The following is a 15,163-nucleotide window of genomic DNA, read 5'->3' on the forward strand; positions in this document are numbered from 1 at the left end:
GCAGCGCTTCGCGACCGACTGGATGTGGACTTACAATCACGACCGCCCGAACATGGCCCTGGGCGGATTTACGCCGAAGCAGCGGCTGGCCATGGCCGCTTAGTTTCTACTTCTGAACCCCGTGGAAAACGGGGGGATTACCGTTCTACCACATCATACCCGGCGTATTGAGGGAGCAACGAGCGGCACCATCGCGCGGTGGGATCGAAGGGGCCACGCCGTGTGCGGCAATGGTGGCATGACGCGGTTTAGTGCCGTAGACCCCGTCGCTTCGAGTTCGACGCGTATGGTCGGCGGATCTGGAAGCTCAATGGCAGTTATCCCCGGTCCGGACGTTGTGGGAATCTATACTGACGGTAGCGCCGCTGTAGTGCCACCGGCACAAGAACAGGGATTATGGAATGCCAAATGAGATTTTGAATAGTATCGATTCGGAGATATCCAAGCCGGGATTTTTCGATTTTTTTATTGGCCTGGATTTCGATGACCTACTTGACAAAAGGAACGCCGCATCATTCGACGATCTCTGGATGCAGGCGTTTAACGAGGTCGATGGACTCGACCTCGTAGCCGAAGACAAGAAATTCTTGGATTTTATTAGAGAGAAGGCATTCAAGCTCTCGTTTCGAGCCTCGGGAAATTCCGACATCGCGGGAAGAGTTTCAGACGACGTCGAACTGATCGCAAAGAGCATGTTGGCCGGGAAACCGGATAGTTGGCCAGTTAAGGCTTTGTGGAGCGGCTATAAAAAAGGGGGATTCCCTGCTGAATGAGGGCGATGGATAGGCCCACGCTCAGCACAAGTGGGATCCACAAGCGCGCGCTCAAAAGCCTTGCATTGGCTACACAAGTATCGAGCCCAGCGCATATCGTCGGGTCCGAACTCGTGGAAGTGTTTCAAATCGTCACGTTCGGATTAATCGTGTTCCGAATAGATGGCGCAGGCGTCGACTTGCTCGCCATTACCGTCAACACGCGCAATAACCAGAAAGGTGACCAAGCCGCATACCTATACCCAATGGCTAACGTACGCTCAAATGCGTGCCAATGATGGTTTAATGAGCAATGTCCAACTGATGATGATCGTGTTGCCTGCAGTGCGCGCGAACGGAAGTGCCACACGCGCTGATCCTCTACCGAAGCATCGTTTCCACCGATTCACCAACAAAGGAGGAATCCGAACTATAAAAACGCCGCGGTAAACGAGCGCGGGCCGCAAGTGCTACCAACACTCACGACCCGCTAACCACAGTCAACTAAGAGAGAGTTGCCCATGGCTAAGCCGAATCATAAAGCACGACCACCGAAGACGGAACGTTTCGTCACGATCCAGGAAATGTGGGGTACCCCGAAGACCATGGATCCGAGGCCGGAGACGTTTTATCCGTACATGAAGATCGGTGGAATGTGGCTGATCAACGATGCGTGTTTTGTTCCGGGCCGCAAGGCGCGGATCGATATTGAGCCGGGCAGGCTGATCATCACGCAGCTGTAAGCGCAACGCCGCGGGATGCGGCCGCGCTGTGCGACGTCGCGCAGCGCGCCGGACAGGGTAGAGCAGCCGCAAGCGGCAGCCGCCCAAAACCACGCATCACCAAGCGATATCGCAAGACGACCGCGACGTCCCCGCACCGCCGGTAGCCGTGCATTTCGTCCCCGATCCGTTGTCGTAGAACGTCCGCGTCTCCGGCTGCGGCACCGACGGATCGAACGGATTCGGCGCCCCGTGCGGACCACGTGGCGCATCGTACGGCCGCTGCGGCGCATACGAGCCGACACTACCAGCCGGCCGAGAGCCATTCGCGCGCAGGTATTCATTCCAGTTCTGCTCGCGCTGCTCATATCCAGGCACTGCGCGGCCAAAACTATCGCTCCCGCCCGCGCCAAGCGCGACGCGGTTCGGAGCCGAGACAAAATCGGGTTCGTGTTTAAAAGAAGGCGGCGATGCCACGAGCGCATCGCTTGTCACCCGCACCGGCCGCGTATCAGGCGTATCGAACGGGCTCCGTTCGTCAGGCGCAGCGAACTGCACCCGTCGACGGCCCACACGTGCCGCATGTCCATCATCCCGAGCAGCCGCACGCCGTTCCGAGCGAAACACATTGGCACCGGCCGACCGATCGGTCAGCGCATCGCGTCCTGAAGCATGGGAAGCAGAAACAGAAAGCGCGCAAGCGATCGCGGCGGCGGCGGAAGACAAGCGAACAGGGCAATTCATGGGCGATCCGAAGCAGGTGATGTGCATTGAACAAAACGGCAGATCACTGGCTGGCGGCTGGGCGACGAGGGGGCGTCGAAGCGGCCCTGAAGCGACTGCAAGGCGCGGCGGGGGCGACTTGCAGGGGAGGCTGGCTGGATTGCAGAAGCGAGCCCGTATTATTTCATGGAAATCTCAAAAACCTTTCAATCGCACTAGCTTGGTTTGCAAACAGAAAGATTTTCCGTCTCATCGAGCGCCCCGTCCTGGTGCGCGTTCGCACAATCGTCAGTTGATTGATTTTCCCCAAGCAGCCCCTCGGTAGCCCGAAAAATACGAAACCGAGAACCGCCCCTCGCCAAACACCAAGCCCAGCAAGGAACACACCCGATCCCCCCACCGAATAGCAACCCGATTGCACCCAAAACAACCGCCCCAGCCTCCCGGAAGTTGCACCCTCATCGCCACCCACCCATCTCAAAAACCTACGTGTTTTCCCTCAATCGACAGGCATTTTTGACAGACGATTGAAAAACGCCCATATAATTTCGGCTGCCTTGCCAATGGCTGTCGGACCATCCCTCCGAACGAGCGATTTGGCAAGCGGGGCAGGCGAAACGCTTGCGCAATGCAAGACGCATCACGATGTCTTTCCGAACCAGACGTCCCCTTCGGGGACTGCAAGAGCCGGGCCCCGCTACGCAACATTCCGCTGGAGTTCCGTCTTCTATGTGTCTCGGGCGTGTCCTCTGTCCTCGCCCCGGGTGCTGTTCGATTGCGCAAGTCATGCCGCCTTTGCCCGTATGACTAAACAACATCGAGGAGCTCCCAGATGACGCTGTCCCGTCTTACGTCCATTTCCGTCGCCGCCGTGCTGTTCGCCGCCGGCGCCGCCGCCGCGCAAGCGGAAACCGTGAAGATCGCCATCGCCGGTCCGATGAGCGGCTCGGTCGCCCAATACGGCGACATGGTGAAGGCCGGCGCGCTGACCGCGATCGAACAGATCAATGCAGCCGGCGGTGCGGGCGGCAACAAGTTCGAAGTCGTGCTGATGGACGACGCGTGCGAACCGAAGCAAGCCGTCGCCGTCGCCAACAAGATCGTCAGCCAGAAGATCAAGTACGTGATCGGCCACGTGTGCTCGGGTTCGACGATTCCCGCGTCGGACATCTACGAGAACGAAGGCATCGTGATGGTCACGCCGTCGGCCACCGCGCCGCAGCTGACGGAAGGCAAGAAGCGTCACTTCATCTTCCGCACGATCGGCCGTGACGACCAGCAAGGCCCGGCTGCCGCGCACTACATCATCAACAACGTGAAGCCGAAGAAGGTCGCGGTCCTGCACGACAAGCAGTCGTACGGCCAGGGCATCGCGTCGTCGGTGAAGAAGGACCTCGAAGCCGCGAAGATCCCGGTTGTGCTGTTCGAAGGCGTCAACGCCGGCGATTCGGACTACTCGGCGATCATCACGAAGCTGAAGTCGCAAGGCGTCGATTTCGTCTACTTCGGCGGCTACCACCCGGAAATGGGCCTGCTGATGCGCCAGGCGCGCGAGCAGGGCGTGAAGGCGACGTTCATGGGGCCTGAAGGCGTGGGCAACAAGGACGTGACGGCGATCGCCGGCCCGGCTTCGGAAGGCATGCTCGTGACGCTGCCGGCCGACTTCTCGGCCGATCCGGCCAACGCGGCGCTCGTGAAGGCATTCGCGGACAAGAAGCGCGACGCGAACGGCCCGTTCCAGATGCCGGCGTACGCAGCGGTGAAGATCATCGCCGACTCGATCGCGGGCGCGAAGACGACCGACCCGACGAAGGTCGCCGCGTACATGCACAAGACGACGTTCGACACGCCGATCGGCAAGGTCGCGTATGACGCACAGGGCGACCTGAAGGCGTTCAAGTTCGTCGTCTACACGTGGCACAAGGACGCGACGAAGACCGCCGCCAAGTAATACGGAGTACCCGCCCGCGCACCCGCCCTGTCCGAAACCCGGACGGGGCGGGTGCGTATTGGTCGCGCCTCTGACCCGTGCGCGCCAAAGGGCGGCCCGAGACGACACCGTGCGTTGCGCGCGGCCGACCGCCGTGATCCGGCGGCGGCACGCGACGCAATGCCAACGGGAGCTTCCCGCACATGACTGACTTCCTTCCTCAATTCGCCCAGCAGCTGGTCAACGGCCTGACGCTGGGTGCGATCTATGCGTTGATCGCCATCGGCTATTCGATGGTCTACGGCATCATCGGCATGATCAACTTCGCCCACGGCGAGATCTACATGATCGGCGCGTACGTGGGCCTCGTGACCCTCACGGCGATCGGCATCTCCGCCGGCTATCCGCTGCCGCTCGTGCTCGGCGCCGCGCTGATCGTGTCGGTGATCGTCACCGGCCTGTACGGCTTCGCGGTCGAGCGCGTCGCGTATCGTCCGCTGCGCGGCGGCCCGCGCCTCGTGCCGCTGATCTCCGCGATCGGCATGTCGATCTTCCTGCAGAACTACGTGCAGATCGGCCAGGGCGCGCGCGACGTGTCCGTGCCCGTGCTGATCTCCGGCGCGTTCGAGATCCATCTCGGCGGCGACTTCGACGTGACGATTCCGTATGCGCGCCTGTTGATCGTCTGCGTGACGCTGGTGCTGATGATCGCGCTCACGCTGTTCATCTCGCATTCCCGGATGGGCCGGGCGTGCCGCGCGTGCGCCGAGGACATGAAGATGGCGAACCTGCTCGGCATCGACACGAACCGCGTGATCTCGTTCACGTTCGTGCTCGGCGCGATGCTGGCGGCCGTCGGCGGCGTGCTGATCGGGCTGACGATCGGCAAGCTGAATCCGTATATCGGCTTCGTCGCGGGCATCAAGGCGTTCACCGCCGCGGTGCTCGGCGGGATCGGCAGCATCCCGGGCGCGATGCTCGGCGGCGTGCTGCTGGGTCTGGCCGAAACCTTCGCCGCAGGCTACATGCCGGCCGAGTACAAGGACGTGGTCGCGTTCGGCCTGCTCGTGCTGATCCTGCTCTTCCGCCCGACCGGCCTGCTCGGTAAGTCGGACATCGAAAAGGTCTAAGGGAGACGCAGATGAGTCAAGTCATTTCCGTTCGCCGCCCGGCCGCCGACGCATCGGTCGGCCAGGCGCTGAAGAATGCGGTGGCCGCCGCGATCCTGACGGCGATCCTCACGATTCCGGTGCTCGGGCTGCAGTTGAAGCTCGAAGGCTATCAGGTCGTGCTGACGCCGCACTGGCGCCCGGTATGGATCGCGGTCGCGGCCGTGTTCCTGTTCCAGTTGTTCAAGCCGTGGCTCGTGCGCGCGAAATCGGCGGTGAAGCTGCCGGCGATGCCCGCGATGGGCGCGCAGCAGCAGCGCGCGATCATCTGGGTGCTGCTCGCCGTTGGCCTCGTGTGGCCGTTCTTCGGTTCGCGCGGCGCGGTGGACGTCGCGACGCTCGCGCTGATCTACGTGATCCTCGGCCTCGGGCTGAACATCGTGGTCGGTTTCGCGGGGCTGCTGGATCTCGGCTATGTCGGGTTCTACGCGGTCGGCGGCTATACGTATGCGATGCTGAACCAGTATTTCGGATTGTCGTTCTGGGAATGCCTGCCGATCGCGGCGATCGCCGCGGCGACGTTCGGCTTCCTGCTCGGCTTCCCGGTGCTGCGTCTGCGCGGCGACTATCTGGCGATCGTCACGCTCGGCTTCGGCGAAATCATCCGCCTGCTCGCGAACAACCTGACGAGCCTCACCGGCGGCCCGGACGGCATCTCGAGCATTCCGAAGCCGACGGTGTTCGGCTTCGAGATGGCGCGCAGCGCGAGCGTCGAAGGCGCGAAGACCTTCCATGAACTGATCGGGCTGGAATACAGCGGCGAGCACATGGTGATCTTCCTGTACCTGATCGCGCTGGTGCTGGTCGGCTTCACGCTGTTCGTGACGAGCCGCCTGATCCGCATGCCGATGGGCCGCGCGTGGGAAGCGCTGCGCGACGACGAGATCGCATGCCGGTCGCTGGGCCTGAACCCGACGCGGATCAAGCTGTCGGCGTTCACGCTCGGCGCGGCGTTCGCGGGGATCGGCGGCGCGTTCTTCGCGGCGCGTCAGGGCCTCGTGAATCCCGAATCGTTCACCTTCATCGAATCGGCGCTGATCCTCGCGATCGTCGTGCTCGGCGGGATGGGCTCGCAGCTCGGCGTGATTCTCGCGGCGATCCTGCTGACCGTGCTGCCGGAAGTCGCGCGCGGGTTCGCCGAATACCGGATGCTGATCTTCGGTCTCGTGATGGTGTTGATGATGATGTGGCGTCCGCAGGGCCTCTTGCCCGCGAGCCGTCCCCACGTGGAGCTGCCGCAATGAGCGCGAATACGGAACTGTTGAAGGTCGCCGGGCTGCAGATGCGCTTCGGCGGGTTGCTCGCGGTGGACGGCATCGATTTCGACGTGCGCCGCGACGAGGTGTTCGCGATCATCGGGCCGAACGGCGCGGGCAAGACCACTGTGTTCAACTGCGTCGGCGGCTTCTACAAGCCGACCGGCGGCGACGTCGTGCTCGACGGTCACGCGATCGCGGGCCTGCCGAGCCATCAGATCGCGTTGAAGGGCCTGGTGCGCACGTTCCAGAACATCCGCCTGTTCAAGTCGCTGACCGTCGTCGAGAACCTGCTCGTCGCGCAGCATCGCAAGGTGAAGGCCGGGTTGCTGCACGGCCTGTTCGCGACGCCTGCGTATCGTCATGCCGAGAAGGAAGCGCTCGAACGCGCGGCCGTGTGGCTCGACCGGATGGGGCTGACGGCGGTCGCCAACCGGCCGGCCGGCACGCTGTCGTACGGGCATCAGCGGCGTCTGGAGATCGCGCGCTGCATGATCACCGAGCCGCGCCTGCTGATGCTCGATGAGCCGGCGGCCGGCCTCAACCCGCAGGAAAAGATCGAGCTGCAGCACCTGATCGACACGCTTCGCCGCGAATTCGGCGTATCGGTGCTGCTGATCGAACACGACATGAGCCTCGTGATGGGCGTGTCCGACCGCATCCTCGTGATGGAGCACGGCCGGCCGATCGTGATCGGCACGCCGGAAGCGGTCCGCAACGACCCGCGCGTGATCAAGGCGTATCTGGGGGAAGAGTGATGCTGAAGCTGGAACAGGTCCATACGCACTACGGCGCGGTCGAGGCGCTCGCGGGCGTGTCGATCGAGGTGAACAAGGGCGAGATCGTCACGCTGATCGGCAGCAACGGCGCGGGCAAGACGACGCTGATGATGACGGTATGCGGCACGCCGCGCGCGTCGTCGGGCCGCGTGCTGTTCGAGGGCAACGACATCACCGCGATGTCGACGCACCAGATCATGCGGCAGGGGATGGCGATCTCGCCGGAAGGGCGGCGCGTGTTCCCGAGCCTGACGGTGCTCGAGAACCTGAAGATGGGCGGCTTCTTCGCGAGCCGTCACGAGATCGACGACGGCATCGAGCACGTGTTCAAGCTGTTTCCGCGCCTGAAGGAGCGCGCGGCGCAGCGGGCCGGCACGATGTCGGGCGGCGAGCAGCAGATGCTGGCGATCGGCCGCGCGCTGATGAGCAAGCCGCGGTTGCTGCTGCTCGACGAACCCACGCTCGGCCTCGCGCCGCTCGTGATCGCGCAGATCTTCGACATCATCCGGACGATCCGCGACGAAGGCGTCACGGTGTTCCTCGTCGAACAGAACGCGAACAAGGCGCTCGGCGTGGCCGATCGCGGCTACGTGCTCGAAACGGGGCGCGTGGTGCTGGCCGACACGGGCGCGAACCTGCTCGCGAACGACCGGATCAAGCAGGCGTATCTCGGCGGTTGATCGACGGGACGCCGCCGGCCTGCAACGGGCCGGCGGCGCAGCCGTCGTCTTGCAGGGAACATGTGGCCGGATTGGCTTCGTTCGCTGCAAATTCGGCTACATGGGCCCAAACGCGGATCGAACGAAAGCGGCGAGGTTGCCCGACCCGCTTACGCATGCAACGCCAGCCCTTTCACCGCCTTGTCGACGGCCTTCTTCGGCCCGTGCAACGCCAGGCCGACCAGATCGGGATTGTCCGCATCCTCGGCGCGAAACGCTTCGCGGTTGGCCGTATCGTGCCCGGTCGAGAACATCGCGCGCACGTAGGGCACGATCATTAGCTCGCGCGACAGCGCCTGCCGGTGCGCGGCCTGCAACCCGTTCAGGTCCGCCGCGAACACCATCATCGGCTGGCCGAGCATCCGGCCATAGCGGCGCCCGGCGGCATCCTCGTAAGGCTCGCCGAGTGCGTCCGGCGCACCGGCCGCGACACCCGTCGCGAGAAACGCGACCACGTTGAGTTTCTGCCACGCGGCGAGATCGTCGCGCACGATCAGCGCTACTTTGGTATCGAACATGCTTGCTCCTGGTTGGAGCGCTCATGATCGGACGTCGTGCGCGATCAGTCTGGAACGTTTGTGCAGAGTTGCCGGTATGCGGCCGGCGTGATCCGGTACGCGCGGCGGAACCAGCGGCCGAGGTGGCTCTGGTCCGCGAAACCGACGTCGGCGGCCGCCTGCGCGGGCGTGCGGCCGGCGGCCAGCAGCCTGCGCGCGGCGCGCAGCCGCAAGCGCACGAGGTACGCGTGCGGCGACGTGCCGAACGCGCGCTGGAACATCCGCGTGAGCCGGAACCGGTCGATGCCGGCGACGCTCGCGAGTTCGTCGAGGCCGATGTTGTCGTCCATGTGTTCGTGCAGCAGGTCGCGCACGCGGACGATCGCGGGCGGCACGACGCCGCTTTCCAGCGCGGGCGGGCGGCCTAGCTGGCTGCCGAGCCGCATCAGCAGGCGGTCGAGCGTCTGGTCGCGCGCGAGCCGGCCTTCGTTGTCGTGGAGCGCGAAGAACGCATTCCGGATCGCGTCGACGAGGCCGCGATCGTCGACGAGCGTATGGCCGAACGTGGCTTCGACGCTGCCCAGGCCCGGCAGGTCGAGCCGGCGCGCGGCGCGCTCGACCCACGTTTGCGGCAGGTACAGCATCCCGTACGTGAAGCCGCCGGCTTCGGGCGCGTGGCCGTCGTGCATCGCGCCCGGCTCGATCAGGATCGCGCGGCCCGGCACGCTCGTATGCAGCGAACGATGGCACTGGAAGCGCTGCACGCCCTGTTCGGTGAAGCCGACGAGCATGTCGTCGTGATCGTGCGCATCGTACGCATGGCCGTTGAAATGCGCGTGCAGGCTTTCGATGCCGGTCTCCGCGTCGCGACGCGCGACGAGCCAGTGGTCGGTCGTGCCGGCGGCCTTGGCGTCTGTCGTCATCGGGGGCCTCGACCGTCGTCGCGGCGTGACGCAACGGGGTTGCAGGTGGCGGAACAGAGAGGGCGGGTGCGGTTCATGATTCGCTCACCGTCGCCTGTTCGTCGCGCGCATATTGCGCGGGCGGCCGGCCGACGTGCCGCGCGAACGCGACGCTGAAGGTGCTTGCCGAGCTGTAGCCGACGCGCGCCGCGATTTCGGCGATGCGGCCTTCGTTGCGGCGGAGCAGATCCTTCGCGAGCGCCATGCGCCACGTCAGCAGGTATTCCATCGGCGCGACGCCGACCGCGCGGCTGAAGCGTTCGAAGAACGTCGAGCGCGACAGCGCGGCTTCCTTCGCGAGTTCGACGATCGTCCACGGGTGCGCGGGGCGTTCGTGCATCCGCCGGAGCGCGGCGGCGAGGCGACTGTCGGCGAGCCCGCGCACGAGCCCGGGCGACGCGTGCGTGCCGGTCGTGAACCGCATCGCCTCGATCAGCAGCACTTCCAGCAGACGCGCCAGCACGATCTCGCGGGCCGGCCGTTGCGCGCGCGATTCGTCGCGCACCAGTTGCACGAGGGTAGTCAGCCGCGGCTCGCCGCGTACGTGCACGAAGCGCGGCAGCAGCGACACCAGCAGTGCCGCATCGGGCGAACCGAAGCTGCAGTTGCCGGCCATCATCCGCGTGTCGACCGGGTTCGCGGGGTCGCCGATCCGGTATTCGCCGGGCTCGATCATGACGGGCGGCGCGGTCTCGACACCCGGCGGCGGCGGTTCGAGGCTCGACATCGCGACGCCGTAGGCGGCCGGAATCAGCATGAAATCGCCGGCCAGCAACTCGATCGGCGCGTGCCCGTCGATCGCGATCCGGCAGCCGCCGTCGAGGACCGCGCAATAGAACGGCTCGCCGGCGACCGTGCGGTTGATCGCCCACGGGCTCGCGCCGCGCACGTACTTCGCGTACCGCGCGCCCGGTTGCAGCAGCGTCACGACTTCGGTCAGCGGGTCGATCATCGCCGGACTCTCGCAAAAGAAAAGCGGATTGTCGATTGTAGCGAATACGGCGCCGGCCCTCTATCGTACGAACACATGCTCAACACACCCGAGGAGTTCGCATGAAAACCGCATTGATTACCGGCTGTTCTTCCGGCTTCGGCCTCGAAATCGCCCGCCATTTTCTCGCGCGCGACTGGCAGGTCGTCGCGACGATGCGCACGCCGAGCGACGACGTGCTGCCGCCGGCGGAGCGCCTGCGCGTGCTGCCGCTCGACGTGACGAACGCGGACAGCATTCGCTCCGCGGTCGACGCTGCCGGCCCGATCGACGTGCTCGTCAACAACGCGGGCTTCGGCGCGGCCGCGCCGGCCGAACTCACGCCGCTCGACACGGTGCGCGCGCTGTTCGACACCAACACGATCGGCACGATCGCGGTGACGCAGGCCGTGCTGCCGCAGTTTCGCGCGCGCGGTGCCGGCGTGGTCGTGAACGTCACGTCGAGCGTGACGCTGAAGGCGCTGCCGCTGGTCAGCGCGTACCGGGCGAGCAAGGCGGCGGTCAACGCCTATACCGAATCGATGGCGGTCGAACTCGAGCCATTCGGCGTGCGCACGCATCTCGTGCTGCCGGGCCGCGCGCCCGATACGCGTTTCGCGGACAACGCACGGGGCAACATGCACGGCTTCGAGCACGAAGCGTATGCAGACTTCGTCGGCAAGGCCGTCGCGCGAATGCTCGATGCGTCGGGGCCGATCACCCATGCGCAGGACGTCGCCGAAGCCGTGTGGCGCGCGGCGACCGATCCGTCGAGCCCGATGCGCATTCCGGCTGGCGCCGACGCACAAGCGTGGGCGGCGGAAGCGGGTTGAACGATCGGAACCCGTCGCGCCGGCAGGTTGAGCCGGTGCGACGGACCGAGTGAGGCGGTGAAGAACGTTAAAGCGCGCGCGTGATCGCCTGCTCCAGCAGCGACAGGCCGAGGTCGATCTCGTCTTCGCTGACGGTCAGCGGCGGTGCGATCCGGAACACGCCGCCCATGCCGGGCAACTGCACGATGTTCATGCTGAGCCCGAGCTTCATGCACTCGCGCGTGATCTTCGCGCCGAGGCCGTCCGCCGGCTCCTTCGTGCGGCGATCCTTGACGATCTCGACGCCGAGCAGCAGCCCGCGCCCGCGCACGTCGCCGATGCAGTCGAAGCGCTCCATCAGGTCGAGCAGCCCGCGCCGCAGCCGCTCGCCCATCGTGTTCGCGCGCGCGACGAGGCCGTCGCGCTGCACGACGTCGAGCACGCGCAGGCCGACGGCGGCCGGCAGCGGGTCGGACACGTGCGTCGTGTAGAACAGGTAGCCGAGTTCGTGCGCGCGTTCCTCGATGGCCGCGGACGTGACCATCGCCGCGAGCGGCAGCCCGGCGCCGAGCGTCTTCGACAGCGTCAGGATGTCGGGTGTCACGCCGTCGCGCTGGCACGCGAACATCGTGCCGGTGCGGCCGACGCCCGTTTGTGCTTCGTCGAGGATCAGCAGCATCCCGCGTGCGTCGCACTTGCGCTTGAGCGCGGCCATATAGCCTTCCGGCAGCTCGATGATCCCGCCCGAACTGAGAATCGGCTCCGCGATGAACGCGGCGAGGTTGCCGCTCGACTGACGGTCGATCAGGTCGAACGCGTAGTCGAGTTCGGCGAGCGGGTCGTACGCGCCGTTGCGCTCGAAGCGCGGCCGGTACGCGAACGGTGCCGGAATCGCGAACGAGCCGACCGACGCCGGTCCGACGCCCTTGCGGCCGGCGCTGTACGTGGCCGACGCGGCGGCGCCCGTCATCCCGTGCCACGACTGCGCGAAGCCGACGATCTCGTACTTGCCGGTGACGAGCTTCGCCATCCGGATCGCCGCCTCGTTCGATTCCGCGCCGGTGCTGAGCAGCAGTGCGCGGTCGAGTCCGGCGGGCGTGATATCGGCGAGGCGCGTCGCGAGATCGACGACCGGCCGCGACAGCATCCCGCTGAACAGGTGATCGAGCTTGCCCGCGTATTCGCCGATCACGGACACGATCTCCGGATGGCTGTGGCCGAGTACCGCGCTCATCTGGCCCGACGTGAAATCGAGGATCGCGCGGCCGTCGGCGTCGTACACGAAGCTGCCTTTCGCGCGCTCGACGATCATCGGCTCGAACGTGCCGCCGTAGCGGACCAGATGCTGCCTGGCGTTGCGCCAGAAGGTTGCGTCGTCGTTCAGGGACATGGGCGTCTCCGGGCAAAAGGGCAGGGATCGCTTGCAGTCTAGGCGCGCGTCTGGTTTGATGGAAACGAATAGTTCTAATGCAAGCTAGAAAAGGGGCTAATACCTTGGCGCTTTCGCTCGAAATCGACCTGCTGCGCTCGTTCGTCGTGATCGCCGAGGTGCGCGCGTTGAGCCGCGCGGCCGCGCGCGTCGGCCGCACGCAATCCGCGCTCAGCCAGCAGATGAAGCGGCTCGAGGAAGTGGTCGACCAGCCGCTGTTCCAGCGCACCGGCCGTGGCGTGGTGCTCACGCATCCGGGCGAGCGGCTGCTCGTGCATGCGCAACGCATCCTGCGGCTGCACGACGAGGCGATGGCCGATCTGTGCGGCACGGGGCTGTCGGGGACGATCCGGTTCGGCTGCCCGGACGATTACGCGCAAGTGTGGCTGCCGTCGCTGCTGCGGCAGTTTTCGAGCCAGCATCCGCAGGCGATCGTCGAAGTGGTCTGCGGGCCGACGCCGCGGCTCGTCGAACAGCTGGAGAAGCGCGCGGTCGATCTGGCGATGATTTCCGTGCCGGACGACGGTGCGACCGGCGACATCATTCGCCGCGAGCAACTGGTCTGGATAGGCTATCCGGGGCTCGATCCCGCGCATTTCGATCCGCTGCCGCTGGCGCTGTCCGATCGCGATACGCTCGATCACGTTGCCGCGTGCGACGCGTTGAACCGCGCCGGCCGCGACTATCGCGTCGCGTATGCGAGCAGCAGCCTCGCCGGGCTGATCGCGCTGGTGCGTTCGGGGCAGGCGTTCGCGGTGATGACACAGACGGCCGTGCCGGCCGACGTCGCGATCGTCAACGGCGATCCGCATTTGCCGCCGTTGCCGGCGGTGGGCATTACGCTGCGGTTCGACCGGAAGCGACCGTCGCACCTGACCGCCGCATTCGCCGACCATATCCGGCAAACGCTGCCATTGCTTTGACGGTCGACGCGGATCAGTCGACCATCGACGAGGCCGACATCTGCGTGCGGCCACGCGTCTGCGCGGCCGCATCGCGCACGCGGATTGCCGCCTGCATGCCCGATAGCTTCAGTTCGGTTTCCTGATATTCGTTGCCCGGCTCGGACTCGGCGACGATGCCGCAGCCCGCGAACAGCGCCGAGCGCGATCGTCGTCGGGCGTCGCATCAAGCACGGCTCAACCGCCGCGCGGCCAGCAATGCGACGGCGAGCAGCACCGCGACATACGCGGCGACGCTCGTCCACGCGCCGCGTTGCCAGAATGCGCCGCCGACCGAGCCGAGCACGCTCGACCCGACATAGTAGGCGAGCAGATACAGCGACGCCGCATGCCCTTTCGCGGCGCCCGCGAGCGCGCCGACCCAGCCGCTCGCGACCGAGTGCGCGACGAAGAAGCCGATCGTCACGAGCACGATGCCGACGACGATCGCGACGAGCGAGTGCGACAGCGTCAGCGCGAGGCCCGCCGCGAACACGACGATGCCGCTGACGAGGACCGGCGCCCGCCCGAGACGATCGGCGAGCGCGCCGGCGCTCGACGACGACACCATCCCGAACAGATAGGCCCCGAAGATCAGCCCGCAGGCGGTCGGGCTCAGGTTGAACGGCGCCGCCATGAGCCGGAACCCGGCGTAGTTGTAGATCGTCACGAACGCGCCCATCACGAGGAAGCCGATCGCGAACACGAACGGCAGGCGTGCGTGACGCAATTGCGCGTGCCACAGCCGCAGGTGGTGACGCAGCGTCAGGTCGGTGCGCTTCACGAAGCGTCGCGACGCCGGCAGCAGCATCACGAACGCGAGCGCCGCGAGCAGATCGACGACGCCGATCGACAGCATCGCCGTGCGCCACGAGAAGTGCTCCTCGAGCGCGCTCATCCCGATCCGTCCGATCATGCCGCCGAACGCGGTTCCGCCGACATAGAGCCCCATCGAGAAGCCGAGCCCGTCCGCGGCGATTTCTTCCGCGAGATAGGCCATCGCCACCGCCGGCACGCCGCCCAGCGCGAAGCCTTCGAGCGCACGGCAGACGAGCAGCAGGTGCCAGTTCGGCGACAGCGCGGCGAGCAGATTGAACAGCGCGGCCAGCGTCATCGACACGAACATCAGCCCGCGCCGCCCGACCCGTTCGGATAGCGCGCCGGCGCACAGGATCGACACCGCGAGCATCCCGGTCGACAGCGATAGCGACAGCGAACTCGACGCCGCGCCGACGTTGAATTCGCGGGCGAACGCGGGAAGCAGCGGCTGCACGCAGTACAGCAGCGAGAAGGTAGAAAAGCCGGCGAGGAACAGCGCGAACGCGATGCGCTTGTACGCGGCCGAGCGCGGGGACACGCCGGCCGGCAGCGCATCGGGCGCGGACGGTTGCGTACCGGGCATGGAGCGGGAAATCGAAGCGGAGGACATGGGGCACTCGATGTGCGACGGAATACACGAATTCTTGCGCACGGTCATGTATATGTCCAATATATGAAATGAA

General features: G+C 65.7%; 15 protein-coding genes and 3 pseudogenes. 10 read left to right on the forward strand and 8 right to left on the reverse strand.

Going from position 1 to position 15,163, the window contains the following annotated elements:
• Positions 1 to 103, forward strand: a pseudogene (locus tag J8I33_RS28175) (IS3 family transposase); the annotation flags it as partial.
• Positions 104 to 157: 54 nt separating this feature from the next.
• On the opposite strand, the pseudogene J8I33_RS34615 reads toward J8I33_RS28175, so the two are convergent.
• A pseudogene (locus tag J8I33_RS34615) lies at positions 158 to 268 on the reverse strand (IS5/IS1182 family transposase); the annotation flags it as partial.
• 133 nt (positions 269 to 401) lie between these two features.
• On the opposite strand from J8I33_RS34615, the gene J8I33_RS28180 reads away from it, so the two are divergent.
• Positions 402 to 773 carry a hypothetical protein gene (locus J8I33_RS28180; protein WP_209927095.1) on the forward strand — a complete coding sequence of 124 codons (372 nt, stop codon included), beginning with the start codon at positions 402 to 404 and terminating at the stop codon, positions 771 to 773.
• 500 nt (positions 774 to 1,273) lie between these two features.
• The gene (locus J8I33_RS28185; RefSeq protein WP_059721886.1) at positions 1,274 to 1,495 is read left to right on the forward strand and encodes a hypothetical protein; all 222 of its coding nucleotides are present in this window, start codon (positions 1,274 to 1,276) and stop codon (positions 1,493 to 1,495) included.
• A 96-nt stretch (positions 1,496 to 1,591) separates the two neighbouring features.
• On the opposite strand, the gene J8I33_RS28190 is transcribed toward J8I33_RS28185, so the two are convergent.
• Positions 1,592 to 2,245: a hypothetical protein gene (locus tag J8I33_RS28190; RefSeq protein WP_209939522.1), complete on the reverse strand. Its 654-nt coding sequence runs from the start codon at positions 2,243 to 2,245 to the stop codon at positions 1,592 to 1,594.
• A gap of 784 nt (positions 2,246 to 3,029) precedes the next feature.
• Between J8I33_RS28190 and J8I33_RS28195 the strand changes: the two genes are divergently transcribed.
• The 5 genes from J8I33_RS28195 (at position 3,030) to J8I33_RS28215 (ending at position 8,011) form a co-directional block, all read left to right on the forward strand.
• Entirely contained in the window at positions 3,030 to 4,148 is a 1,119-nt protein-coding gene (locus J8I33_RS28195; protein WP_050012348.1) for a branched-chain amino acid ABC transporter substrate-binding protein, read from the forward strand.
• Between the two features lie 182 nt (positions 4,149 to 4,330).
• Positions 4,331 to 5,257, forward strand: coding sequence for a high-affinity branched-chain amino acid ABC transporter permease LivH (gene livH, locus J8I33_RS28200; protein ID WP_175873899.1), 927 nt, complete (start codon positions 4,331 to 4,333; stop codon positions 5,255 to 5,257).
• 11 nt (positions 5,258 to 5,268) lie between these two features.
• Entirely contained in the window at positions 5,269 to 6,540 is a 1,272-nt protein-coding gene (locus J8I33_RS28205; RefSeq protein WP_209939523.1) for a high-affinity branched-chain amino acid ABC transporter permease LivM, read from the forward strand.
• The gene (gene livG, locus J8I33_RS28210; RefSeq protein ID WP_089489613.1) at positions 6,537 to 7,310 is read left to right on the forward strand and encodes a high-affinity branched-chain amino acid ABC transporter ATP-binding protein LivG; all 774 of its coding nucleotides are present in this window, start codon (positions 6,537 to 6,539) and stop codon (positions 7,308 to 7,310) included. Before J8I33_RS28205 ends, livG begins: the two co-directional genes overlap by 4 nt.
• On the forward strand, positions 7,310 to 8,011 hold the full coding sequence (locus J8I33_RS28215) for an ABC transporter ATP-binding protein (RefSeq protein WP_006484776.1): 702 nt from the start codon (positions 7,310 to 7,312) through the stop codon (positions 8,009 to 8,011). Before livG ends, J8I33_RS28215 begins: the two co-directional genes overlap by 1 nt.
• Before the next feature lie 149 nt (positions 8,012 to 8,160).
• Here the strand turns inward: J8I33_RS28215 and J8I33_RS28220 are convergent, their stop codons facing one another.
• The 3 genes from J8I33_RS28220 to J8I33_RS28230 all read right to left on the reverse strand — a co-directional run bounded on the left by J8I33_RS28220 (position 8,161) and on the right by J8I33_RS28230 (position 10,461).
• Complete coding sequence (locus J8I33_RS28220; RefSeq protein WP_050012351.1) at positions 8,161 to 8,568, reverse strand: DUF2000 domain-containing protein; 408 nt, start codon at positions 8,566 to 8,568, stop codon at positions 8,161 to 8,163.
• Between the two features lie 44 nt (positions 8,569 to 8,612).
• On the reverse strand, positions 8,613 to 9,470 hold the full coding sequence (locus J8I33_RS28225) for an AraC family transcriptional regulator (protein ID WP_209939524.1): 858 nt from the start codon (positions 9,468 to 9,470) through the stop codon (positions 8,613 to 8,615).
• A gap of 73 nt (positions 9,471 to 9,543) precedes the next feature.
• The gene (locus J8I33_RS28230) at positions 9,544 to 10,461 is read right to left on the reverse strand and encodes an AraC family transcriptional regulator (RefSeq protein WP_124555575.1); all 918 of its coding nucleotides are present in this window, start codon (positions 10,459 to 10,461) and stop codon (positions 9,544 to 9,546) included.
• Positions 10,462 to 10,562: 101 nt separating this feature from the next.
• On the opposite strand from J8I33_RS28230, the gene J8I33_RS28235 reads away from it, so the two are divergent.
• A complete protein-coding gene (locus J8I33_RS28235) occupies positions 10,563 to 11,312 on the forward strand; it encodes an SDR family oxidoreductase (protein WP_209939525.1) in 750 nt (249 codons plus the stop codon).
• 67 nt (positions 11,313 to 11,379) lie between these two features.
• Here J8I33_RS28235 and J8I33_RS28240 read toward each other — a convergent pair whose 3' ends face one another.
• On the reverse strand, positions 11,380 to 12,681 hold the full coding sequence (locus J8I33_RS28240; RefSeq protein WP_050012355.1) for an aspartate aminotransferase family protein: 1,302 nt from the start codon (positions 12,679 to 12,681) through the stop codon (positions 11,380 to 11,382).
• Between the two features lie 77 nt (positions 12,682 to 12,758).
• Between J8I33_RS28240 and J8I33_RS28245 the strand changes: the two genes are divergently transcribed.
• A complete protein-coding gene (locus tag J8I33_RS28245; protein WP_204384420.1) occupies positions 12,759 to 13,643 on the forward strand; it encodes a LysR family transcriptional regulator in 885 nt (294 codons plus the stop codon).
• 13 nt (positions 13,644 to 13,656) lie between these two features.
• Here J8I33_RS28245 and J8I33_RS28250 read toward each other — a convergent pair.
• Together J8I33_RS28250 and J8I33_RS28255 are read right to left on the reverse strand one after the other, a co-directional pair.
• Positions 13,657 to 13,818 (reverse strand): annotated as a pseudogene (locus J8I33_RS28250) (salicylate biosynthesis isochorismate synthase); the annotation flags it as partial.
• Between the two features lie 30 nt (positions 13,819 to 13,848).
• A complete protein-coding gene (locus J8I33_RS28255; protein ID WP_050012371.1) occupies positions 13,849 to 15,090 on the reverse strand; it encodes an MFS transporter in 1,242 nt (413 codons plus the stop codon).
• Between the last annotated feature and the right edge of the window lie 73 nt (positions 15,091 to 15,163).

Source organism: Burkholderia sp. AcTa6-5 (assembly GCF_017815075.1).
In the GTDB taxonomy this organism is placed as follows: domain Bacteria; phylum Pseudomonadota; class Gammaproteobacteria; order Burkholderiales; family Burkholderiaceae; genus Burkholderia; species Burkholderia sola.